At 60.3% G+C, this 23,973-nt stretch carries 19 protein-coding genes; 8 read left to right on the forward strand and 11 right to left on the reverse strand.

Annotation, left to right across the window (positions count from 1 at the left end; translation table 11 throughout):
• The first annotated feature begins 24 nt into the window (after nt 1–24).
• Both PSH76_RS07290 and PSH76_RS07295 read left to right on the forward strand, forming a co-directional pair.
• Entirely contained in the window at nt 25–2,730 is a 2,706-nt protein-coding gene (locus PSH76_RS07290; protein ID WP_305493811.1) for a hypothetical protein, read from the forward strand.
• Nucleotides 2,731–3,074: 344 nt separating this feature from the next.
• Complete coding sequence (locus PSH76_RS07295; protein ID WP_305493812.1) at nt 3,075–5,672, forward strand: hypothetical protein; 2,598 nt, start codon at nt 3,075–3,077, stop codon at nt 5,670–5,672.
• A gap of 70 nt (nt 5,673–5,742) precedes the next feature.
• On the opposite strand, the gene dsbG is transcribed toward PSH76_RS07295, so the two are convergent.
• Genes dsbG through dsbD form a run of 3 tightly spaced genes read right to left on the reverse strand, consistent with a single transcriptional unit; the run spans nt 5,743 to nt 9,052 of the window.
• Nucleotides 5,743–6,504: a thiol:disulfide interchange protein DsbG gene (gene dsbG, locus PSH76_RS07300; protein ID WP_044274929.1), complete on the reverse strand. Its 762-nt coding sequence runs from the start codon at nt 6,502–6,504 to the stop codon at nt 5,743–5,745.
• Entirely contained in the window at nt 6,480–7,325 is an 846-nt protein-coding gene (locus tag PSH76_RS07305) for a TlpA disulfide reductase family protein (protein WP_032895990.1), read from the reverse strand. The genes dsbG and PSH76_RS07305 overlap by 25 nt, the downstream gene beginning before the upstream one ends.
• The gene (dsbD, locus tag PSH76_RS07310) at nt 7,325–9,052 is read right to left on the reverse strand and encodes a protein-disulfide reductase DsbD (RefSeq protein WP_044274927.1); all 1,728 of its coding nucleotides are present in this window, start codon (nt 9,050–9,052) and stop codon (nt 7,325–7,327) included. The genes PSH76_RS07305 and dsbD overlap by 1 nt, the downstream gene beginning before the upstream one ends.
• Nucleotides 9,053–9,227: 175 nt before the next feature.
• On the opposite strand from dsbD, the gene PSH76_RS07315 reads away from it, so the two are divergent.
• The 5 genes from PSH76_RS07315 (at nt 9,228) to PSH76_RS07335 (ending at nt 14,500) form a co-directional block, all read left to right on the forward strand.
• On the forward strand, nt 9,228–9,908 hold the full coding sequence (locus tag PSH76_RS07315) for a response regulator (protein WP_032895992.1): 681 nt from the start codon (nt 9,228–9,230) through the stop codon (nt 9,906–9,908).
• Nucleotides 9,908–11,227: an ATP-binding protein gene (locus PSH76_RS07320; protein WP_014719306.1), complete on the forward strand. Its 1,320-nt coding sequence runs from the start codon at nt 9,908–9,910 to the stop codon at nt 11,225–11,227. Before PSH76_RS07315 ends, PSH76_RS07320 begins: the two co-directional genes overlap by 1 nt.
• 122 nt (nt 11,228–11,349) lie before the next feature.
• Nucleotides 11,350–12,117, forward strand: a complete 768-nt coding sequence (locus tag PSH76_RS07325) for an N-acetylmuramoyl-L-alanine amidase (protein WP_305493813.1) — start codon at nt 11,350–11,352, stop codon at nt 12,115–12,117.
• Nucleotides 12,118–12,792: 675 nt separating this feature from the next.
• Entirely contained in the window at nt 12,793–14,193 is a 1,401-nt protein-coding gene (locus PSH76_RS07330; RefSeq protein ID WP_098950756.1) for an aspartate aminotransferase family protein, read from the forward strand.
• Nucleotides 14,194–14,275: 82 nt separating this feature from the next.
• Nucleotides 14,276–14,500, forward strand: a complete 225-nt coding sequence (locus tag PSH76_RS07335; protein WP_003192847.1) for an MbtH family protein — start codon at nt 14,276–14,278, stop codon at nt 14,498–14,500.
• Nucleotides 14,501–14,611: 111 nt separating this feature from the next.
• Here the strand turns inward: PSH76_RS07335 and PSH76_RS07340 are convergent, their stop codons facing one another.
• The 8 genes from PSH76_RS07340 to minC all read right to left on the reverse strand — a co-directional run bounded on the left by PSH76_RS07340 (nt 14,612) and on the right by minC (nt 22,889).
• Nucleotides 14,612–15,958: an amidohydrolase gene (locus tag PSH76_RS07340; RefSeq protein ID WP_305493814.1), complete on the reverse strand. Its 1,347-nt coding sequence runs from the start codon at nt 15,956–15,958 to the stop codon at nt 14,612–14,614.
• A gap of 16 nt (nt 15,959–15,974) precedes the next feature.
• A complete protein-coding gene (locus tag PSH76_RS07345; RefSeq protein ID WP_305493815.1) occupies nt 15,975–18,140 on the reverse strand; it encodes a mechanosensitive ion channel family protein in 2,166 nt (721 codons plus the stop codon).
• A 72-nt stretch (nt 18,141–18,212) separates the two neighbouring features.
• On the reverse strand, nt 18,213–18,389 hold the full coding sequence (locus PSH76_RS07350) for a hypothetical protein (protein ID WP_186606815.1): 177 nt from the start codon (nt 18,387–18,389) through the stop codon (nt 18,213–18,215).
• Nucleotides 18,390–18,579: 190 nt separating this feature from the next.
• Nucleotides 18,580–19,869, reverse strand: coding sequence for a M18 family aminopeptidase (locus PSH76_RS07355; RefSeq protein WP_138762444.1), 1,290 nt, complete (start codon nt 19,867–19,869; stop codon nt 18,580–18,582).
• A 171-nt stretch (nt 19,870–20,040) separates the two neighbouring features.
• Entirely contained in the window at nt 20,041–20,676 is a 636-nt protein-coding gene (locus PSH76_RS07360) for an RluA family pseudouridine synthase (protein WP_003192838.1), read from the reverse strand.
• A gap of 205 nt (nt 20,677–20,881) precedes the next feature.
• On the reverse strand, nt 20,882–21,136 hold the full coding sequence (gene minE / locus PSH76_RS07365) for a cell division topological specificity factor MinE (protein WP_003175252.1): 255 nt from the start codon (nt 21,134–21,136) through the stop codon (nt 20,882–20,884).
• 3 nt (nt 21,137–21,139) lie between these two features.
• Nucleotides 21,140–21,952, reverse strand: coding sequence for a septum site-determining protein MinD (gene minD / locus PSH76_RS07370; RefSeq protein WP_003192835.1), 813 nt, complete (start codon nt 21,950–21,952; stop codon nt 21,140–21,142).
• A 199-nt stretch (nt 21,953–22,151) separates the two neighbouring features.
• Nucleotides 22,152–22,889, reverse strand: a complete 738-nt coding sequence (gene minC, locus PSH76_RS07375; protein ID WP_032895999.1) for a septum site-determining protein MinC — start codon at nt 22,887–22,889, stop codon at nt 22,152–22,154.
• Nucleotides 22,890–23,008: 119 nt separating this feature from the next.
• Here minC and PSH76_RS07380 point away from each other — a divergent pair, with 119 nt between their 5' ends.
• A complete protein-coding gene (locus PSH76_RS07380) occupies nt 23,009–23,944 on the forward strand; it encodes a lipid A biosynthesis lauroyl acyltransferase (RefSeq protein ID WP_032896000.1) in 936 nt (311 codons plus the stop codon).
• Nucleotides 23,945–23,973 lie beyond the last annotated feature (29 nt).

The raw sequence follows: 23,973 nt of genomic DNA on the forward strand, positions 1-23,973 counted from the left end.
TCTCTTGAACACGGAGTTCTGAAAATGGCCAAGCAACCTCCCGTTCCCGCTTCTAATACCTCACCGAGTGTTGAAAACGCGCCAAAGCCACAGAGGCCTAAACCGAGAACGGCTACGCCAAATGCACTTGAAGTCAATGCGCCGTTGATTTCCAGCGAGGTCCACTCAAGCGTCGTTCCCTCTGCAATGAAAGGCTCATATCTGACTGTTGATCCACGCATGGACAGTTCAGACATTACCGTCAAGTTCGGTGCAAAGGAGGCACCTGAACTACTACTTGAGGATTTGGTGGATTCAAGCGGTGAGTCAGGAGCCAGAGATATCGATATTCCATTGGACTACTTGACGACGCTCATGGGGTTCACGGCTCTTATTTCCTATACAGGACGCTCGCAAGGGCAGGTAGCGGCTTCGCTGGTCAAGGAGGTGCGCATATCGTTCTACCCGGAAAGTGAAAGTGAAGAACTTGCCCCCCGACAGCTGCACGAAAAGCTCCTTCACAACACGCCTACCTATGACATGAATGACCACCCCGGGAACGAAACGGTCCTCGTGCCGCTCCATCCTCTTGCGAAGGCAGGTGATAAGGTTTACTGCACGGCAGTCACCAAGCAAGACGCTCCGCCGCACACGTTCTACACCGTTATTTACGATCATCTGCTGACTGAAGAGGACGTCGCCAGCGGTACTCCACTGCGGCCTGAAATAGCGCGGGGCTGGCTGGCACGGCGTAAACCATGGAGATCCATCACGCTCCAATCTGCCTGGATTACCAGCGGCTTGCCGGCCAAACCTTATGCCGACGTCGACCCGCATCTCGAAACTCGCCTGCCTAGAAATGCACTCGAAGTTCAGCGTCGCCGCACGGCTGCTTTGATAGTGGCGCCTGAGTTAGACCTGCCACCTCCGCGTCTGAAGGAGTCTGTGGAATATAACGGTGAATGGTGGCTCAACCCTGAACTTACCAGGGAGGGCGGGCATGTAGAGGCTTTGAACCTGGATACCTATGCAGGCGACCGTGTCTGTTTCTATGTAAACGGGCCGGGTTATGGACGAAAACTGCTTGATTGCGTGACCATTGAGCATGACGGCGATCTTCCGGCTGTCACTCTGTCGCCCTGTATCGTCGCGTGTTTCTTCGACAAATCAATGACGCTGACCTACACCCTTGCGTTCAACGATAATGAACAGCAATCCCCTGGACAGGTGGTCAGTGTTTCAGCGCCCCAATTTCCCCACCCGGATATTGAAGAGGCAACCAGAGGGACGCTGGACCTCCGCACATTCAGCGAGAATGCGATGGCCAAGGTGCCCGTATGGGCCTATGCCGAGTGCTCAAACCAGTGTTGGATGTGGGCTACTGGTGAGCATGAAGACGGTAGCGCCTATAGGTTCGATATTTTAGCGGGTGTCGCAGTTATTGATGATTGGAAGGCGCATGGGGTCGATGCACCTATCCGCAGGAGTGATCTGCAAAAACTGGCCGATTGCAGCACATTTACGTTGCACTTTGCGGTGGCTTTTTGCGATGCCTCTACGCTTGCGAACGCGCAGGTGTTCCCTTCGCAAGTTTTCAACATCGAGCAGGAGCCGCTTGTCCTGCCTGAGCCTTCAGTGACCGAAGCAGTGGGCTCCGATTTGACCGCTTGGAATGGTCGTGGTGGTGTGCATGTGGAAGTGAATTACGTTGGCAACAACCCCAAACACAGCATCAGTGTTTGCTGGCGCAAGCAAGACGATACCTGCTGGCCCCTGATTTCCAAACCCGGCAGTACGGTAGGGCCTGTCATCTTCGCTCTGCCGCCGGAAGCGGTCATTGAGGGCATGGGAAAAACCATACCTATCACTTACACCGTGGCCACTGCGTGCAAGCTCCAGACTTCACTGCCTCTGAATCTGAATATCAGTCTGCCTACGCGGCTGGAAACGCCGAACGTACTGGAGGCGACGCCGCCAAATACCCAGAATGCCATCTTGGACACTAGAATATTTGCCGGGAATGCCAACTCCCACGAAGACCCTATGTGGTTTTTGCGGGCAGGGCAGAAGTGCCGGCTGCGGGCAACGGGAACTGATAAAAACGACACCCCTTATACGTTCGATATATATGCTGACAGGACCATTACACCTCAGGAGGTGACAGAAGGGGTGACATATCCAGTCCTGCGAACGGACTTGGATAAGTTAAAAGACAACACCAATTTGACCCTGACATTCAGCGTGGCAACGGACGCTAGCTTGAATGAGAATGTGGTGTGTCCATCGCGGACACTGATCGTGCGCGTGATAACGTTAGTCACCGAGGACTTTACGACTACGCTGCCGGGTTACTTTCCGGCGGGCTCTCCAGCACAGACGCCGACAATGACCATTACAGCCAGGTCCGGTATCGTCGGTATCCATGCGGCTTCACCAGCTGTTCCTGGAATGACCTCAGGCAATGCCATCGCATTGAGTTGTTCCACTGGTACTGAGGGGCCGACGCCCTCTCAATCAGTTGACCTGTTTCTGAAACGTGAGTATCTGCGTGTCAGGTTTGCTTTTACGCGCAATGCCTATTATGGGGTGTGCTACTTCTATGGCCGCAACGGCGAACTCCTTGGGACGCGTTCGGGATTGTCAATCAATAGCTGGGTAGACTTCAGCGCCCCGGATGGAAAGTTAATCAACAAGATCAGCGTTGTTAGTCAGCAGCACTCGTACTTGGATAGCTTCCAGTTCTACTACTGACTAAGTGGGCCGGCTTGTCGGCCTAAGTGCTTTTTTAAAATGCTCCCGGTAACCCAGGAGCATTTCCCCCCCTCTTGTCATCCAGATAGAAAATCGCCGACCACTCCATCGATTTCATATTGGCCTCTAGCCTGGCCGCGACATCCGTTGTGCGCAGGTGTCTTTCTGAGAGCGTTTTAAGGTGTAGTGGGCATTGTCCAATGGTCGGATAGTGCTTTTTTTGGAAGAGAACTGTGAATTCTGACAGTAGGAAAAGCAGTGTTTTTTCGATGTGATGAAACAGTGCCGATTAGGACTAACACCTGCTTCTCGGCGCTACCTGTCCACTGAAAGGAATTCTCCCCATGCCCAATTTATTGCCGGATGCCCTTGATCTGCCCAAGCCAACGCTGGTTGAGGCTGACGAAAATGGCCGTGTCGATTCACTCACGCTGCTAGACGGAGGCAATGTCAGCGTCTGCTACGACGACATGCAGGCAACTGACCGTATCACTCTGAATTGGCCACTGGCGGGCAGCCCCTATCCGCCGATACCACCCCAAAATGGCAACGACGCAGGGTGTATCAACATTTATATCCCTCCCGAATACATAGCACTATGGTTGGACAATTACGTGTTGTTCACCTACACCGTTACTCGAAACGGTGAGGATCAAATGTCTTTGCAAGGTCAAGTATGGATCAGCCTGCCTTCCAACCTGCCTCAGGAACAGATTCTCGAAGCGATCGATGGCAAGCTGGATCTTTCTCTATTGTGCGGTAAAGATCCGATTATTTACATTCCACCCTGGGCATTTATCGGCACAATCCAAACGATCAACTGCTATATAGGCGGCGTCTATCCCGATGGCTCCAAGGCCAGGCTTTATCCGTTCAAGGATGAACTGGTTACAGAAGAAGACGTACGCGTTGGGTGGCGCCGGGCTATCCCTCGAGAGTTGCTTCAACAGCTTAAACATGACAGCGAACTGTTTGTTTCAGCGTCCGTGCGTTTCAGTCTGGCTAACCCCTATAGAACGTTCCCCTCGCTAGTGTTGACGTTGCTCACCGAGCCTCACCTGGAACTCTCGTCACCTGAGCTCAAAGAAGCGGTACACACCGAGTTCGACGGCTGGGTGGTCAACCCCATAAACACGGTTAACGGCGCGCATATTGTTGTGGCGTATGAGGGCATGTGCAGCGGCGACACGGTGTGCCCGAAACTTTCCGGGATGCCGGGGCCAGGAACGCCGGTACTGGAGTGTCGCCAGGTGATTGAGGGTGAAACCAGCCTGGTGTTTGCGGTAGCGCCTTCAGCGATTCGCGCCAACTTTGACCAAACCATTACCTTGACGTACGGCGTCACGCGCTGCGATGGCAGCCAGTGGTCTTCACCCGAGCGTAAGATGAAAGTGCTGGGTATCACGGGGTTGCCGAAGTCGGATATTGAACAGTCCACGGGCAATAGGCTGGACCTCAATACCTTTCGTGGCGATGCAACAGGCTTGGTGCCCATTTGGAGCTATGCCCTTGAGCCGGACTGCTGCTGGATGTGGGTAACCGGTACGCTTGAGGATGGCAGCGACTATCATTTTTATGTGTTGGAGGGTGAGCCGCTTGACGCTCCCTGGTTACACGATGGGGTCGATACGCCGATAGACAGGACCAAACTGCAAAAGTTGGCGGATTGCAGCGAATTTGAACTGCATTTTGCGGCGAACTTCGATGGCCAGTGTGTACTGGGGACTGCTATTGAGTTCCCTGTTCGGACCTTCATCATAGAGCAGGAGGCTTTGACACTACCCCCTCCCAAGGTGCGCCAAGCGGTGGAGGACCAACTGACTATCTGGAATGGCCGTGACGGTGTGATTGTCCGGGTTCAATATGAACGGATCGGCCCCAAACAAATGATCGACCTCAAGTGGGTCAAGCCTGACGGTACGAGCCTGCCGTTGGAATCAAAACCGGGCAACAGCGATCCTGGCTATGTCGATTTCGCGGTCCCGCGTAAAGCGGTGATCCAGGGTGCGGGTAAAACAATCCTGATCAATTACATAGTGACCAGTACTTGTAAGCTGGCGCCGTCGAAGACGCTTGCGTTGAAGATCAGTGTGCCGACCCGGTTGCCGACACCCGTTGTGCCAGAGGCTACGCCACCTGCTACTCAAGGCGGGATTTTAGATCTTCAGACTTTTACCGGTGATGCGCATATCACCGTGTATGACGCAAACTTCGACAAAGCGTGGTGGTTTGCTTTTGAAGGCCAAAATGCTTTTCTGCGTGTTGTTGGGACTCTCGAAAACGGTGCTTCTCATACGATCAACGTGCGTATAGACCCACGCGTAATTTCAGAGGAAGTCGATAACGGGTTGTCGGCAGTACTGCTGCGATCTGAATTGGAAAAATTGAAAGATCACAGCCCGTTGACTGTTTTTTGCGAGGTCACGACTGACGGCAGTTCAAGTGCAACGGACGCAGTGCGGTTTCCATCTTTGGAATTGACAGTTATTGTTCCCCCCAAAATTCGCTATGAGAACTTTACGGGTCAGTCAGACCGTTTTATCTCGGCGGGGCAGCGTTTTAGTGTCCCTACCATGGATATAACCTTCGTTTCGGGTCCTGAGCAGGCGGGTATTCATAGTTATGAAGCGTCACCGTTCAGTTCCGGTCCAGCCATCTTGATGTCCTATCTCGTTAACGGTCTGCCGCGACCACAGGTTTTACGTTTGGATTTAAAGTTTACATGCAAAAAAGTTCAGTTCGGTATTGCCGCGCTTAATCAGACCTTTCATGCGGACTTTTTTGATAGCACTGGTGGTTGGCTAGGACGCACTACTCGGCACTATGCATCTGGAGGGCTTAATCAATGGGTGGAATTCTCGGGAGGCGGTAGGGAGATAGCAAGGATAGATCTCATCGCTAGCGATTGGATCTATGTAGATAACTTTACATTTTGGTTGTAAATGAGCCAGAGCGATGTAAACGCCCTCGCATGAGGCGAGGGCGTTTTATAACGGTTGTACTTTTATAACTTTACTTAGGCCCAAGAATCTTCACCAACTTATCCGGCGACGGCGCCCCTTGCTGCTGCTGCAACCCCCCCTTGTCATCCAGATAGAAAATCGCCGGCGTCGCCGACAACTCCAGTTCATCCATCAGCTTCATATTCGCATCAAGCTTGGCCTCGACCTCGGCCGGGATCTTTTCCAAGGCCTTGAGCTTGCTGCCCTTGCCGGCCGCTTCGTGCTCTTGCAGGGCTTTTTGCGGGTCTTTGGCGGCGAGCAGGGCGGCGGATTTGCCTGGGCTGTCTTCGCGAATGATGCCGACCATGATGTGGCGCAACTGCACCTTGCCGGCCTTGACCCACGGGCGGGCCTGTTCCCAGAACATGTTGCAGTACGGGCAGTTGGGGTCGCTGAACAGGTAGACGGTGCGCGGGGCGTTTTTGTCGCCGTCCTGGATCCAGCTGCTGTTTTCCATCTTGGCCCAGACTTCCTTGGCCATCGGCGCATACACCAGTTTTTCCAGGGGCGCGGTGCTCAGGTCATTGCCCTGGGCGTCGTACAGGTTGCCGGCGATGACGTTTTTGCCGTCGGCGGTCAAGTACAGGGCCATGCCACGGTTCTGGTACTGGGCGGCGTAGCCGGTGAGGCCGCTGGGCGCATCGAATTTGCCGATGATCTTGGCGCCCTTGGCTTCGATCTGTTTGATCGGGGCCGGCAGGTCTTCGGCCTGGGCCAGCGCAGCGGCTAGGGTCAAAGGCAGCAGGGTCAGCAGGTGGCGGAGGCGAGGCATGTCGGTTTCCTTATCGTGGCGTTGTCGAAGGGTTCCATGGCGCGGGCCAGGCTGGCTTCGGAGAGTTCGCCCAGGTGGCTGTTGATCAGGCGCCCATCGGCTTGGTAGAACAGCGTAGTCGGCAGGGCCATGGAACCCACGGCCTGGCCAAGGCGGCCGCTGGCGTCGAACAGCACGTTGTCGAGGTTCAGGCCCTGGGTGGCCAGGTAGGTGCTGACGCTTTGCATGCTTTCGGCCTGGTTGACGAACAGGAAGGTCACGTCGGGGCGCATGCGCTGGGCGTTTTCCAGCACCGGCATTTCGCGTCGGCACGGCGGGCACCAGGTGGCCCACAGGTTGATCACCAACGGGCCGCCCTGATAATCCGCCAGTTGCACCACGTCGCCATTGGCATTGCGCAGGGTGATGTCCGGCAGGCGCGTGCCTTTTTCATACAGGCTCAGGGACAGGCTGGTCATGCCCCAGAACAACAGGCCGGTGATCACCCCGGCGCTGAGGGGCTTGCGCAGGGCTGGGCGACGCCAGCCGTACGCCAGCGCGCCAAGGATCAGCGCGATGATCCCGGGCCAGGCGAGAAAGCCGCCGTCACGCAGGTCGACCATCTCCACCCAGTCGTTGCTGTAATAACTCCAGTACATCAGCACAAAGCTGACGCGGGCGGCGAGCAGGCCCAGCAGGAACAGGCTGAACAGCACCGACTCCGGGTTCTCGCCGCCGCGCTTGGCCACGCGCCAGCCCACCAGGGTGGCGAGAATCAGCGCGCTGATCAGCAGCAGGTGATTCAGGGCGATGGCGAAGGTGCCGATGGTGAGGGTCAGCATCAGAGAGCGTCCCGCGTCTGGGTCCAGCGTTGTAGGAACGCGGCGGCGTCTACTTCGCCGGTGATGCGTTGGGCGCGGCGTTCTTCACCGTCCGGGCCGATCCACACGAAGCTCGGTGGCCCTGGCACTTTGTAGCGGCCCAGCAGCTCGCGGCTGGCGGCGTTGTCAGCGGTGACGTCCAGGCGTAACAGGCGCACGTCTTTGAGCGCGTCCATCACCTCGGGTTTGCCGAACACCTGTTTCTCCATGATCTTGCACGACACGCACCAGTCGGCGTAATAGTCCAACAGCACCCACTGGCCCTGGGCTTTGGCGCTGTCGAGCTGGCTTTGCAATACCGCCGGGTCGCTTACGGTGGTGAAGGCATCGTGAGCGCTGGGTGCAGCGGCGAGCCGCGAGCCGCTGTAGACCTTCAACGGCTGCCACAGCTCATCGCTGCCACCGGCCGCACCCACCACCAGCACCGCGCCCCACAGGCCCAGCACCAGGGAACCGGCGCCGAATACCTTGGCCGCCAGGCCGGACTCACGGGCCAGTGCCCAGCCACAGTACGCCATCACCAGCGCCAAGGCGCCCCACAGGCCGATCCACAGGCTGTCGCCGACCACTGGGCGAATCATCAGCACCGCGGTGCCCAGGAACAGGAAACCGAAGACGCCCTTGAGCACGTTCATCCAGGTGCCCGGCTTGGGCAGGAAGCGATTGCCCACGGTGACCAGCAGCAACAAGGGAATGCCGATACCGATGCCCATGGCAAACAGGATCAGGCCACCGTGCAGCGCGTTGCCGCTCTGGGCGATGTACAGCAGGGCGCCAGCCAGGGGCGCGGTCATGCATGGGCCCACCAGTAGGCCGGACAACGCGCCGAGCACACCGGCACCCACCAGGCTGCCACCGCTTTGCTGGCGGCTGACGTTATCGAGGCGGTCGCGCAGGAAGGCGGGCAGTTGCAGTTCAAAGAAGCCGAACATCGGCAGGGCGAGCAGCACGAACAACGCCGCAAAGCTGCCGAGGATCCACGGCGTTTGCAAAAGCGCGGCGAGGTTGGCGCCGAGCAACGCGGCCATCACCCCCAGGGCGGCATACACCAGCGCCATGCACACCACGTAGCTGCCGGCCAGGGCAAAGCCACGGCGCGGGCTGGCGCCACTGCCCACCACCAGGCCGGCGAGGATCGGCAGCATCGGCAACGAGCAGGGCGCAAACGCCAAGAGCAGGCCCAGGCCGAAGAAGACCAGCAGGCTCCACCCCAGGCTGCGCTGCTGCAGGCCGCTGGCCAGGCTTTGATCCTGGGCCTGCGCGGTGGCGGCGACGGCCGGGTTGCCGCCCAGGTCCACGGTGATCGACTGCGGCGGATAGCACAGGCCCGCATCGGCGCAGCCCTGCCAGCCGAGCTTGACCTGGCCGGTGGTGCCGGCGGGGATCTTCACTTCCAGGCCCTGGCGATACACTTGCTGCTCGCCAAAGAACTCGTCGCTATGGGCTTCACCCTCGGGCAGCACGGGTTTTTCGGCCAGGCCGTCGAACTTCATGCGCTGCTGGTACAGGTAATAACCGTCGGCAATCTGCCAGAACAGCTGGGTTTCGCCGCTTTCAAGACGTTCGGAGGTAAAGGCGAAGGCTTTGCCCACCGGTAGGAAATCGGGTTTGGTTTCGAAGGGGCTGCCCGGCGCTGCCTGGGCGAATCCCGCGAACAACACCAGCAGAAAGGTAAACAGATGCCGCATGGTCAAGCCTTAGTTCGATGCAAGTGAGGCACACAATGTGTGGCGTTGATTAACCGATGATTAACCGCCGCTATTCTAGAGTGTAGGGATTATCCGGTGTTGCCAACTTTAACGGCATAATGCGCGCTTAATCCGTGGCTTTTCTAATCGCGCCATCATTCATGAAGGGTTAACCATGCACGTACTGGTCTGTGAAGACGACGAACTGATCGCCAGTGGCATCGTGGCCGGCCTGACCGCCCAGGGCTTTACCGTGGAACGCGTGGCCACGGCCTCGGCTGCGCGGGCGATGCTCAAGGCCGCCGCCTTCGACATCATGGTGCTCGACCTTGGCTTGCCCGACGAGGACGGCCTCAAGCTGCTGCAACAACAGCGCAGCCAGGGGCTGGAGATTCCGGTGCTGATCCTCACCGCGCGGGACTCGGTGACCAACCGCGTCGACGGCCTGCAAGCCGGCGCCGACGACTACCTGCTCAAGCCCTTCGACCTGCGCGAACTCGCCGCGCGCCTGCAAACCCTGCTGCGCCGGGTGGCGGGGCGCAGCGTCAACCTGATCGAACATGGCCGCCTGGCCTATGACCCCAGCAGCCGCGAGACCTTCCTCGGCGGCCAGCCGGTAGATTTGTCCCGGCGTGAACAGGCGTTGTTGCAGGCGCTGTTGCACAACAAGGGCCGCGTACTGTCCAGCGAACAGCTCAAAGACAGCGTCTACGGCTTCAGCGACGAACTGGAAAGCAACGCCCTCAACGTGCATATCCACCACCTGCGGCGCAAGTTGGGCAACGGCATTGTCGAAACCGTCAGGGGGCTGGGCTATCGCCTGGGCACGGCTGATGGGGGAGAAAACACCCCGTGATGAGCTTGCGTCTGCGCCTGACGTTCAAGCTGGGCGCCGCTTTTGTACTGATCTGGGTGCTGGCGGCTGCCTGGATGCTCAACGATTTGCGCAACCAGATGATGTTTTCCCTCGACCAGCGCCTGGTGGCTTCGGCGCGCATGGTGGCCGGGCTCACCGAGCAGATGCCGGGCCTGGCCAGTGTCAGCGGTGGCGCGCATTTGCGCACCGAACAACTGAATGTGCCGGGCGGCATGGCCTGCCAGGTCAGTTCGTTGCGCGGCGAGATCCTGGCGCGCAGCCATACCACGCCTGAGGAAGGGCTGGAGTCGCGCCGCAGCGGCTTTCGCGACCAGATCATCGACGGCGTGGGCTGGCGCAGTTTTACCCTGTCCCGTGGCGACTTGCTGATCACCACCGCCGACCGCCAGGTGGAGCGCGAGGCCCTGAACCTGTCGATCCTGCTGGCGGCGTCGGTGCCGGTCGGCGTGGCGTTGCTGGGCTGCCTGTGCCTGCTGTGGCTGGGCATCGGCCAGAGCCTGGTGCCGCTCAACCGGATGCGTGACGCGCTGATGCGGCGCAGTGCCGATTCCCTCGAACCCTTGCAGATTCATCCGCTGCCCAGCGAACTCAAACCGTTGCTCGACACCCAGAACCAATTGCTGCAACGCATCGCCAAGACCATCGAGCGCGAACGTCGCCTGACCGGTGACGCCGCCCATGAACTGCGCAGCCCGTTGACCGCGATCAAGACCCACCTGCAAGTCGCACGCATGACCGAGGGGGCGGCCCGCGACCAGTCCCTGGCGCACGCCGAGGAGGGCGCCGACCGCTTGCATCGCACCCTGGAGCAACTGCTGTTGCTGGCGCGAGTGGAGGGCAGCCTGTCGTTTGATGATGGCCTGCAATCGAGTGCCGAGGAAGTCGCCAGGTTGGCGATCCAGGATGCCAACGCCGGTGACAATTCACGCATCGATCTGATCCTGGCGCCGGATCTTTCCCCTGTTCCAGTGGCAATGCCCGTGGGCCTGGCCGTCGCGGCCTTGCGTAACCTGCTGGACAACGCCTTGCGCCATACCCCGGCCGATACCCGCGTGGAACTGCAGGTGTTTTCCACCCCGGATAACGTGGTGTTCCGCGTGCGTGACCATGGCCAGCAGATCTCCAGCGAAGACCTGCAATACCTCACCCAACGTTTCTGGCGCAATGGCAGCAGCGAAGGCTGTGGCCTGGGCCTGGCGATTGTCCAAGCGATCGTGCAGCGCTGCTCTTGCTCGTTGCATTTTGACAGCCAGCCCGATGGTATGCGGGTCGACCTGGGTATGCCATTGCGGCGCTGAACTGACTTTTCACGTGGCAAATAATTACCGCCCGCCTGAAGCTCAAGCCTTCAGGATGGCGGTAATTTTTTTGCGCTTGAACGGGCCGAATGAGTCGGCCTGAATTGAAAAGGACCGTTCTTATGTTGGTGATCGACACCAGTTACCCTGCCAGGGATTTCAACGACCGCCGCGGCGAAACCGTGCAACAGGTGGTTTTGCACTACACCGCTTCGCCCTTTGCTTGCTCGCTGCGCACCCTCACCCAAGATGGCGTCAGCGCCCACTATCTGCTGCCCGACCCCGATGAACCCAGCTACCGCGCTGCCGGTTATGAAGAGCTGCGTGTGTTTCGCCTGGTGGACGAGGGGCAGCGCGCCTGGCACGCAGGCGTGAGCTATTGGGCGGGGAAGGCCGATCTCAACAGCCGCTCGATGGGCATTGAAATCGTCAACCTGGCGCGCGATGACGCGGGCGTCTTTACCTTTCCTGAATATGCACCGGCGCAGGTTGATGTATTGATTGAATTGCTTCGCGACCTGCTGGAACGCTATCCGCAGGTCGGCCCTACGGACTGGCTCGGGCATTCGGATGTGGCCTACTGGCGCAAGAGCGACCCAGGGCCTCGGTTGCCCTGGCGTGTGCTGCATGAAGCCGGCATCGGGGCCTGGTTTGATGAGTCGACCCGGGCGATGTACCAGCGCCGCTTTTGTGTTGGCTTGCCGCCGGAGGTGGAAGTGGAGCGGGCGTTTCAGCGGTATGGCTACAAGCCCGCGCAGAATCGTCGGGCCTTTGAGCAGCGTACCCGAGCGTTTCAGATGCACTTTCGGCCACGGGATTATTGTGGGTTCCTGGATGCAGAGACTTGCGCGATCTTGTATGCACTGAACGAAAAGTACCGGGGGATTTGATGCCGAGTACTGTTCAAATATGGGGCCCCATGTGGGAGAGGGCTTGCCCCCGTGTCGGCCTGACAGCCGACGTCGATCTAACTGTGGGGCTTGCCTGCGATGACGGCCTGCCAGCCGACGCCTATCTCTCTGACACCCCGCAATCAAACTGTGGGAGCGGGCTTGCTCGCGAAGGCGGCTGACAGTCAACACAGTTGAATTGTGTACATATCCATTGCTGCGGTAACGGCCGCTTAGGGTTCCGCCCTGACGGCGGCTCACTTTCGAAAAGCGCGAAAGTAAGCAAAGCGCTCTTGCCCCACCACTCGGCACCTCGCTTGGGCTCGGTGTGCCCGAACACAGGCTTGAATCCGTGGGCCGCCGCCACGCGCCATCCATGGCGCGGGGCGGCTAACCCGGCGTCCTGCCGGGTTACCCACGAATTCAAGCCTGTGTTCGGCCAGCGTGGTTTAACGGGGCGCTTCAGATCAAAAGCAGATCAAGAGCGGCTCGCTTCGCATCGTGGTTAGCGGTGGCTGTGGCGAACTGCACAGCCGGTAAATATCCGACCAACCTCCTAAATCCCCGTGCATCTGAAGCGTCTCCACAACAGGAAATCCGTGCGCATGCCCTTGGGCCAGACGCCAACGGATCGGCAGTTTGGTCACGATCATCAGCGTATTGAGGGATCCAGAGATGTCAGTCGCTACCAGCCGTATCGAAGACGCCCCGGTGCAGGCCGCGGAAACGCTCTATCAGTTTGACGAAAGCCCGCTGCTGGCCCGTCAGCGCCAGCAGGAATCCAACGCCCGCAGTTACCCACGGCGCATCCCCCTGGCGCTCAAGCGCGCCAAGGGCATTTATGTGGAAGACGTTGAGGGACGCCGGTTCATCGATTGCCTGGCCGGTGCCGGCACCCTGGCGCTGGGGCATAACCACCCGGTGGTGATCCAGGCCATCCAGCAAGTGTTGAGCGACGAACTGCCCCTGCACACCCTGGACCTGACTACGCCGGTCAAGGATCAATTCGTGCAGGACCTGTTCGGTTTGCTGCCTTCGGAGCTGGCGCGGGAAGCGAAAATCCAGTTCTGCGGCCCCACCGGCACCGATGCGGTGGAAGCCGCGTTGAAGCTGGTGCGCACCGCCACCGGGCGCAGCACTGTGCTGTCGTTCCAGGGCGGCTATCACGGCATGAGCCAGGGCGCGCTGAGTTTGATGGGCAGCCTGGGGCCGAAGAAACCCTTGGGCGCCTTGCTCGGCAATGGCGTGCAATTCCTGCCATTCCCGTACGACTACCGTTGCCCGTTCGGGCTGGGTGGCGCCGAGGGTGTGCGGGTCAACCTGCATTATCTGGAAAACCTGCTCAACGATCCGGAAGCCGGCGTGTTGCTGCCAGCGGCGGTGATTGTCGAAGTGGTCCAGGGTGAGGGCGGTGTGATCCCGGCGGACCTCGACTGGCTGCGTGGCCTGCGCCGTATCACCGCGCAAGCGGGGGTGGCGTTGATCGTCGATGAAATCCAGAGTGGTTTTGGGCGTACCGGCAAAATGTTTGCCTTCGAACATGCCGGCATCATCCCGGATGTGGTGGTCATGTCCAAAGCCATTGGCGGCAGCCTGCCGCTGGCGGTGGTGGTGTACCGCGACTGGCTCGACACCTGGCTGCCGGGCGCCCATGCCGGGACCTTCCGTGGCAACCAGATGGCGATGGCGGCGGGCTCGGCGGTGATGCGCTACCTCAAGGATCACGACCTGGCAGGCCATGCGGCGGCCATGGGCGAGCGCCTCGGTGAACACCTGCGCCTCCTGCAGCGCGACTTCCCGCACCTGGGGGATATCCGCGGGCGTGGGCTGATGCTGGGGGTGGAGCTGGTCGACCCAGCTGGCACGCCTGATAGTCAGGGCCACCCACCGGTGCATCGCCAGTTGGCGCCGCTGGTGCAGCGCGAATGCCTCAAGCGCGGGCTGATCCTGGAACTGGGCGGGCGCCATGGCAGTGTGGTGCGCTTTTTGCCACCGCTGGTGATCACCGCTGGCGAAGTCGACCAGGTGGCCGAGATTTTCGGGCGCGCCTTGGCGGCGGCCGTAGCCAGCGTCTAATTTTCCAGGCCCTTGGTACGTTTCTACAGATATCAGTGCTGCGCGTGGTGCGCAGCCAGCCTTTGAGCGACGGAGAACAGCAATGACCTCAGTATTTGACCGCGACGACATCCTCTTTCAGGTAGTGGTCAACCACGAAGAACAGTATTCGATCTGGCCCGACTACAAGGCCGTGCCAGAAGGCTGGCGCACCGTGGGCAAGAGCGGCATGAAGAAAGAATGCCTGGCCTACATCGAGGAAGTGTGGACCGACATGCGCCCGCTGAGCCTGCGCCAGAAAATGGATGGCGCGGCCCTCGCCAACTGATTCACCCCAATACCCCCTGTAGGAGCGAGCTTGCTCGCGAGGAACGCAAGAACGCCGCGTTTACCCTGAATAAACGCGGCGTTCTGAAGTTTTTCGCGAGCAAGCTCGCTCCTACAAGGGGGTGTGGGTGTAGAGGTAATCCGTCGCCAACGACGCCAGTGTCCTCACGCCCACCACCAGCGCCGACTCATCCACAAAGAACCCTGGGTTGTGATTCGGCGCCGCCTTGCTCATGTCCTGGTCCCTTGGGGTCACCCCCAGGAACACAAACAGCCCCGGCGCCTCCTTGGCATAGAACGAGAAGTCTTCGGCGCCACCCACCAACGGGCCTTGCACCACATCATCCTGAGCCGCCCAGCGCAGGCTCGGCAGCATCTTCTCGGTCAGCGCCGGGTTGTTGATGGTGGGGTCGTACTTCTCGATGATCGTCACTTCGGCCTTGGCGCCACCGCTTTCGGCGATTTTCTCTACGGTTTGACGCACGTCTGCATGCAGCTTCTGGCGAATGCCGTAGTCGTAGGAGCGAATGGTGCCGCTCATGTCCACCGACTCGGGGATGATGTTGTAGCGGGTGCCGCCGTTGATGGTGCCGATGCTCACCACAGAGGGGAATGACGAAATATCGGTACGGCGGCTGACCACAGTCTGCAGGCCGACAATGGTTTGCGCGCCGACGGTGATCGGGTCGATACCGTCCCAGGGGCGGCCGGCGTGGGTTTGTTTGCCGAGGATTTTGATGCGCAGGTCATCGGAGCTGGCCAGGGTCGGGCCCGGGCGGTAGGCGATTTGCCCGGCAGGTACACCGGCCCACACATGCAGGCCGAACACCGCGTCGGGCTTAGGCGCTTTCATCACGCCTTCCTGCACCATCATCTTCGCGCCCCAGGTGTTTTTGCCGTCGGGGATAAAGTCGCTGGGGCCTTCTTCCGCCGGTTGGAAATAAAACACCACGGTGCCGGGCAGGCGTTCGCGCATCCCGGTAAGAATCTTCGCAGTGCTCAGCAAGATAGCGGTATGGGCGTCGTGGCCGCAGGCATGCATCACGTCGACTTCCTTGCCCAGGTAGGTGCCCTTGGCTTTGGAGGCGAAGGGCAGGTCGGCGACTTCCTTGACCGGCAGCGCATCCATGTCGGCGCGCAGGGCCACGGTCGGGCCGGGCAGGGCGCCTTTCAAGATGGCGACGACGCCGGTGCGGGCCACCCCGGTCTTCACTTCAAGGCCGAGTTCGCGCAACTGTTTGGCGACCAGCTCGGCGGTGCGGGTTTCGGTATTGCCCAGTTCGGGGTGGGCGTGGATATCGCGGCGGGTTTCCAACAGGCTGGGTTCGAGGATTTTCGCCTGGGCGGCAATTTCCTCCCGGGCACTGTCCTGGCCGCTGTTGGCGGCGATCACTGCGCTGCTTGCGACCGCGCCGAGCAACCCCAAAACCCATTGGTGTGTCAGACCGTTCATACGCATACCAACCTCTCCTTGCCTATTGTTGTGGATCTTTCTCCTGCACGCTGCCGGCGGTCAGCACCTGCACGCTCAAGCGCGGCGTCGCCAGGTCAAGCCCGGCTTCATCCAGGTGCCGCTTGAGCGACAGGTTGAATGCCCGCGACACTTCCCACTGCTTGATCGGCGCGGTCTTGAAGCGTGCGCGCAGGATCGCGCTGCCGGACTCGAAACTTTCCACGCCCTGGATCTCCAGCGGCGACCAGATATTGCGGCGTTGCAGCGGGTCGTTGCGCATGGCATGGCCGACCTCGCGCATCAGTTTGATCGCGTCGTCGATTTCCATGTTGTAGGGGATCGCCACGCGGAAGATCGCGTAGCCGAACTCACGGGAGTAGTTCTTGATGCTCTTGATTTCGCTGAACGGGATGGTGTGCACGATGCCGTCGATATCGCGCAGGCGCACGGTACGGATAGTCAGGCCTTCCACCGTGCCGAGGTGGCCGCCCACATCCACGTAGTCGTCGATGGCCAGGGAGTCTTCGATGATGATGAACAGGCCGGTGATCAAGTCCGCCACCAGCGACTGCGCACCAAAACCGATGGCGATACCGATCACACCCGCACCGGCCAGCAGGGGCGTGACGTTCATACCCATATTGGCCAGGGCGACGATGGCGGCGATGATGAAAATGGTCACGAACAGCACGTTGCGGATCAACGGCATCATGGTCTGCGCACGGGCGTTGGCCAAGCCTTTGCGCGAACGCGTCAGGGCGTGGTGAATCGCCGTGTCGCTGAGGATCCAGATCAGCCAGGCGAACAACAAGGTCCCACCGAGGCCGAACAGCTTCACGGCTATTTCATGGCCTTCACCTTCGGTAAAGCGAATCATCGACAGGCCCCAGACCCGCAGCCCCAGTTCGATAAATACCAGCCACACCACCAGGTGCACCAGGGTGTAGACAAAGCCTTTGAGGCGTTCGGAGTACAGCGCGTGGCGTTTGTGCCCGCGTTGCGGCTTGAGAGCGTGGCGGCGCACCAGGCCGTTGATCACCATGCACAACACCAGCAGCACCGTGCACAGTAACGACTGGCGCAGGGCGGTGCTGGTGTCGCCGGCCGACAGGAAGGTGGCGAACAGTGAGATGCCCACCAGCAGAAGAGCCGGGATGTACCAGAAGGTGCCGATGATCGACAGAGTATCGGTGAGGGCGCGGCGGGTCAGTCGGCGCGACAGCGGCTGGTTGCGGATCAGGTGCGCAATGGGTCGGCGGAAACGCAGGATAAACACCCCGGTGGACAACGCCGCCATTACATTGGCCACGGTCGCGGCGGTGTGGGCCAGATGCTGGCCGAGCGCGGCAACCAGGCGCGGGTCGCTCAAGGCTTCACCGAAGGCGGCAAAACTGCCGATCCACCACAGCGGGCGGAACGCCTGGTGGCGCAGGATATACAAGGCGCGGTGGCGGTGCGGGCCGTCGAGTACGGAGAAGGCAATCACGCAGATTGCCGAGAAACAGGTGCCGACTACCAAGGCATAGGCCAGCACCATGGCCAAGGATTTACCCAGGGATGAGGGCAGGGCGTAGCTCAGGTAAACCGTGATCACCAGGGCGATCAGCCAGGGGCCCAGCTTGCGCAGGGCGAAGCGCAGCATGTCCCAGGTGCGCGGATGCTGCGGCAGCTCTTCGGGCAGGCCGAAGCGCTCGCGCACCCGGTGGCTGAGCCAGATCAGCGCGGCGGCCAGCAGGCTCCAAACGGCCAGAATCACAGCAAAGCCGAAGATGATCGGCAGCCATTCGCTGGCCGGCAACATCAGCGCGGCGAGTTCATCCTTGGCCAGGTCGACTTCATTGGACCAGCGCCCCAGCGGGCTGTCGGCGCCGGAAAACTGCTGCTCAAAGCCCGACAACGTACTGCCGATCAACCCGAGTACCCCGAGTTCGGCGGCGGGCTGGGCCTTTTGCGTGGCGGCGCGCAGCTTCTTCAGGTCGCTGAGCAACTGGGTGCGTTGCTGGTCGTTTTCGAGGGTCTTGATCACTTCGTCCAGCGACTGCCCCAGGGGCACTTCGGCCTGGGGTTGGGTCTTGCTGGAACCGCCCAGCATCCCCGGCAAGCCTACGGCTTGGGCGGACGTTAGCGGCAGCAGCGTGAGCAGGGCGATCAGCAGGTAGCAGGGCAGGGCAAACAGACGGGAGAACACGAGGCGGTCAACCTTGAAAACGACGAATTGACCGAGTGTACGAGGCCGCTATGCCCAATGCGAGCGCATTTGTCACTGCGCCAGTTTGGCGAGGATCTTGTAGACCACAGTGCCGAGGATCAACAGCATGCCAATCCACATGCCGAACACGCCCAGGGGCTTGTCACGAAAGTTGAAGCCGACCGCGAGCATGATCATGCCGATCATGATAGGGATCAGCATGGCGTGGAAGGAGGACATGGAGATCATGGCGGGGGCGGCCTTGTCGGACTGGAAGTTCTGACAAGTCTAGGCCGGATTGGCAGAAGTGCAGTTGATGTGAGTCAGATAGCTTTATGTCTGTTTGGAAACCCATCGCGGGCAAGCCCGCTCCCACATTTGATCTGTGAATGCATTCAAGTGTGGGAGCGGGCTTGCCCGCGATGGGCGCGCCTCGGTCTCAGGGCAAGTCGCGGCTGGCGTAAAACGCCCCCAGCACCTTGACCAGATGCGCCAGGTCATGGCTGCCGCACAGCTCGCGGATCGAGTGCATGGCAAAGGTCGGCAAGCCGATGTCCACCGTACGCACGCCCAGGTGGCTGGCGGTAATGGGGCCGATGGTCGAGCCGCAGCCCATGTCACTGCGCACCACGAAGCTTTGCACCGGCACTTCCTGGGCCATGCACAGGTGGCGGAAGAACCCGGCGGTTTCGCTGTTGGTGGCGTAGCGCTGGTTGCTGTTGACCTTGATCACCGGGCCGGCGTTGAGTTTCGGGCCGTGGTTGGCGTCGTGTTTCTCGGCGTAGTTGGGGTGCACGCCGTGGGCGTTGTCTGCCGACACCAGCAGGGATTTCTGAATGGTGCGTACGAATTCTTCACCTTCGGGCAACAGGCGACGCAGGGTCTGTTCCAGCATCGGGCCATCGGCACCGCAGGCCGAGCAGGAACCGACTTCTTCGTGGTCGTTGCACACCAGCACGCAGGTTTCATCGGTGTCGCTGGTGAGCAAAGCCTGCAAACCGGCGTAGCACGACAGCAGGTTGTCCAGGCGCGCGCCGGCGATGAAGTCGCCATTGAGGCCGATCACGGCAGCATTCTGGGTATCGTAGAAACTCAGCTCGTAGTCGAGCACCACATCGGCATTCAACCCATGCTCGCGGGCCAACTGTTCGGTGAGCACGGCGCGAAAGTCCACGCGCTCGTCACCGGCAAACTGCGCGAGGATCGGCGGCAGCTCGGTCTGGGCATTGATCGCCCAGCCTTGGTTGGCTTCACGGTTGAGGTGAATGGCCAGGTTGGGAATGATGGCGATCGGCAGCTTGAAGTCGATCAGTTGGCTCTCGACCTTGCCATCGCGGCGGAAGGTGACACGCCCGGCCAGGGACAGGTCGCGGTCGAACCAGGGCGCCAGCAGCGCGCCGCCGTAGACTTCCACGCCCAGTTGCCAGAAGCCCTGGCGTTGCAGCTCCGGCTGGGGCTTGACCCGCAGGCACGGGCTGTCGGTGTGGGCGCCGACCATGCGGATACCGTCTTGCAGCGGCGATTGGCGGCCGAGCTTGAAGGCGATGATCGAGGAGTCGTTGCGGGTCACGTAGTAGCGACCGTTGGCCTCGGTGGCCCAGGTGTCGCGCTCGTCGAGACGCTGGTAACCGGCCGCTTCCAGGCGCTGGGCCAGGGCGGCAGTGGCATGAAAAGGAGTAGGGGAGGCCTTGAGGAAGTCGATCAGGCCTTGATTCAACGCTTCGCGCATAAATAGCTCCAGACAGCAATGCGCGGAGTTTACCGTATTGGCCCCGCCGATTCATTGTAGGAGCGAGCTTGCTCGCGAAAAACTCAATGGCACCGCAGTCATTCGGGTTGTACGCGGTGTTCTTAGGTTCTTCGCGAGCAAGCTCGCTCCTACAGGTAAGCGTCTGTGCCTTCAAAAAGGGGCTGGGCACTCGAAGCGCAGGCGCTCGCCGCTTTGCGGATGGGTGAAGCTGAGCATGCTTGCATGCAGGCACAGGCGCGGCCAGGCGGCCAGGGCTTGTTCATGGGCGTACAAACCATCACCCAGCAACGGATGCCCGATGGACAACATATGCACGCGCAACTGGTGCGAGCGCCCGGTGATGGGCGTCAGTTCCACGCGGCACCAGTCGCCGCAACGCTCCAGCACTTTCCAGAAGGTCAGTGCATGTTTGCCGAACTCATGGTCGACCACATGGCGGGGCTTGGTCGGCGGGTCGTAGCGCAGGGGCAGGTCGATGCTGCCGCTGTCCAGTGCCGGTTGGCCCCAGGCCAGGGCGGTGTAGGCCTTTTCTGTTTCGCGGTCGTGAAACTGGCGGGACAGTTCGCGGTGGGTATCCGCGTCCCGGGCCAACAGGATGATCCCTGAGGTTTCCCAGTCCAGGCGATGGACGATACGGGCTTCGGGGTAGCCGTTTTCCTGCAGGCGGGTGATCAGGCAGTCCTTGTTGTCGTCGGCGCGGCCAGGCACCGAGAGCAGCAGGGTGGGCTTGTTCACCACCAGGACAGCGTCGTCCTGATGCAGGATATGGATATTGGACAGCGGCATTAAACAGCCTCGTAACAAACGCCAACGGCGGCTCCACTGACTGCCCCCTCACCCTGTAGGAGCGAGCTTGCTCGCGAAGAACCTCAGAGCACCGCGTTTCACCTGAATGAACGCGGTGCCGTTGAGTTCTTCGCGAGCAAGCTCGCTCCTACAACAGCAGTACAGGGGCCAGGTAGCAGAGCCGCCGTGGCGACCGCCCGTTCGATCAACGATCGGGCAGGGTGATATTGAGTTCCAGAATCGAGCAGCTGCCGTCATTTTCCAGGGCGACATGCACGTCATCGTTGCCGATATTGACGTACTTGCGGATCACCTCGACCAGTTCCTTCTGCAAGGCTGGCAGGTAGTCCGGGGTGCTGCGTTGGCCGCGTTCGTGCGCCACGATGATCTGTAGACGCTCTTTCGCGACCGATGCGGTACTGGGTTTTTTGTTGGCGCGAAAGAAGTCGAGAAATTTCATTGTTTAGTTGCCTCCAAAGATACGCTCGAAGAATCCCTTCTTCTTGACATCGAGGAAGCGGTGTTCCACGGTCTTGCCCAGCAAGCGATCCACGGCATCGCTGTACGCCTGGCCGGCGTCGCTCTGGTCGTCGAGAATCACCGGTACGCCCTGGTTGGATGCCTTGAGCACGGCCTGGGATTCTGGAATCACGCCCAGCAGGGTCACGGCGAGAATTTCCTTCACGTCTTCAACACCGAGCATTTCGCCGTTGTTGACGCGCTCCGGGTTGTAGCGGGTGAGCAGCAGGTGCTCCTTGATCGGGTCCTGGCCTTCTTCGGCGCGCTTGGACTTGCTGGCCAACAGGCCCAGCATGCGGTCCGAGTCACGTACCGAGGACACTTCCGGGTTGGTGACCACGATGGCTTCGTCGGCGAAGTACATCGCCAGGTGAGCACCGGTTTCGATACCGGCCGGCGAATCGCATACTACGTATTCGAAGGTTTCTTTCAGCTCGGCCAGGACTTTGCCCACGCCTTCTTTGGTCAGCGCGTCTTTGTCACGGGTCTGGCTGGCGGCCAGCACGTACAGGTTCTCAAGGCGCTTGTCCTTGATCAGGGCCTGTTGCAGGTTGGCTTCGCCGTTCACCACGTTGACGAAGTCATACACCACGCGGCGCTCGCAGCCCATGATCAGGTCAAGGTTACGCAGGCCGACGTCGAAGTCGACGATGACTGTCTTGTGGCCGCGCAGAGCGAGGCCGGTACCGATAGCGGCGCTGGTGGTGGTCTTACCCACACCACCCTTGCCGGATGTAACCACGAGAATCTTGGCCAAGGTGTTTCACCCCTAAGGAAAAAGGACTTTCGGTCCCTGAAAAACATCTCTTGAAACTCGCCGCAGGCGGACAGCCTTTGCAGGAAAAAGCCGGGGTTTCCATGGGAAAACACCAACTTCAAAAAAGTCCTACACAAGTCTTGCCGGTTTCGCTTTGCTATCAGAGTCTAGAGATGCTTGGAAAATGCGGCAGTATCCGTTAAAGACGGATGATGTTCAACACATCGCCCGACAGGTTGACCTGTACCGAAGCGCCCCACAGTGGATCGCGGCGCAAATCTTCGGAAACCTTGTACTGACCCGCGATGGAAACCAGCTCAGCGGTCAACTGCTGGCAAAAAATACGCGCCTTGGTATCACCCTTGATGCCGGCCAGGGCGCGTCCGCGCATCGGGCCGTATACATGGATGTTGCCATCGGCAAGAAGTTCCGCCCCCGGGCTGACCGAGGAGACCACCACAAGGTCGCCGCCCTGGGCGTAAATCTGCTGCCCGCCGCGCACCGGCGAGGTGATGATCTTGGTAGGCCTGATCGTAGGCTCGGGCGGTTTTTCCGGTTTTTTCTTTTCTTCGCCGACCGATGGTTCCAGCGCACGCTCGCGAGCGCCGGACGGTGGCAGTACTGGCAGTTCAATGGCGATGGCGGCGGCAATGTCTTCGATGCGGCTGGCGCGGATGGCCAGTGTACGCAGGCCATGGGAGCGGCATACGCGCATCAGCCCGGGCAAATCAATCACGCCCTGGCCGGCCGGCAGCTTGTCCAGCGCTAGCACCAGCGGGGCGTTGTTGAAGAAGTTCGGCGCCAGGGCGACCTTGGCGGCCAGTTGGCGGTCCAGGGCGTCGAGGTCATTGCGGGCCAGTTCCAGCACGGTAATGGCGAGCATGCTGCCTTTTAGCTGGAACACGGGATCTTGGTCTAGCGGTTCGGTTTGGCTCATGGTCGGCGAAAGCGGCTTGTCACGAAAAGTGTCGAGACTTATAACGAGAACACTCACCCGCCGCAAGCCGAGTCGAACCGTTGTAGAATGCGCGGCCCTTGTCTTTACCGGAATCTGTAATGGATCGCCCGCGTTTTCGAGCTGTATTTCTTCACCCGCGTTTTTGGCTGCTATGGCTGGGGCTCGGCCTGCTGTGGCTGGTCACTCAATTGCCGTATCGGGCGCTGTTGACCATTGGTCGCCTGCTGGGCGCGGGCATGTACCGCGTGGCCGGTGATCGTCGCCGTATCGCGGCGCGCAACCTCGAGCTGTGCTTCCCGGAAAAATCTGCCAAGGAACGCAAACGTCTGCTCAAGGAAAACTTCGCTTCCACCGGCATCGCCTTCTTTGAAATGGCCATGAGCTGGTGGTGGCCCAAGCCGCGCCTGGCGCGCCTGGCCCATGTCGAAGGGCTGCAGCACCTCACGCAGGCGCAGTTGGAAGGCAAGGGCGTAATCCTCATGGCGCTGCACTTCACCACCCTGGAAATCGGCGCGGCGCTGCTGGGGCAAAAGCACACCATTGACGGCATGTACCGCGAACACGGCAACCCGTTGTTCGACTTTATCCAGCGCCGTGGCCGCGAACGCCACAACCTCGATTCCCTGGCCGTGGAGCGTGACGACGTGCGCGGCATGCTCAAGCTGCTGCGCGCCGGCCGGGCCATCTGGTACGCGCCAGACCAGGACTACGGCGCCAAGCAAAGTATCTTCGTGCCGCTGTTCGGCATCCAGGCCGCCACCGTCACCGCCACCAGCAAGTTCGCCCGCCTGGGCAAGGCGCTGGTGGTGCCGTTTACCCAGGAGCGCCTGGCTGACGGCAGCGGTTACCGCCTGGTGATCCATGCGCCGCTGACCGACTTCCCGGGTGAAACCGACGAGGTCGACTGCCTGCGCATCAACCAGTGGGTGGAAGCCTCGGTGCGCGAATGCCCCGAGCAATACCTGTGGACGCACCGCCGGTTCAAGAGCCGGCCACCGGGTGAGCCCAAGTTGTACGAAAAGCGCCGTCGATAACCCCAACCCCTTCTCACATGGAGTGACGC

The organism is Pseudomonas sp. FP215, from assembly GCF_030687795.1.
GTDB classification, from domain to species: domain Bacteria; phylum Pseudomonadota; class Gammaproteobacteria; order Pseudomonadales; family Pseudomonadaceae; genus Aquipseudomonas; species Aquipseudomonas salmasensis.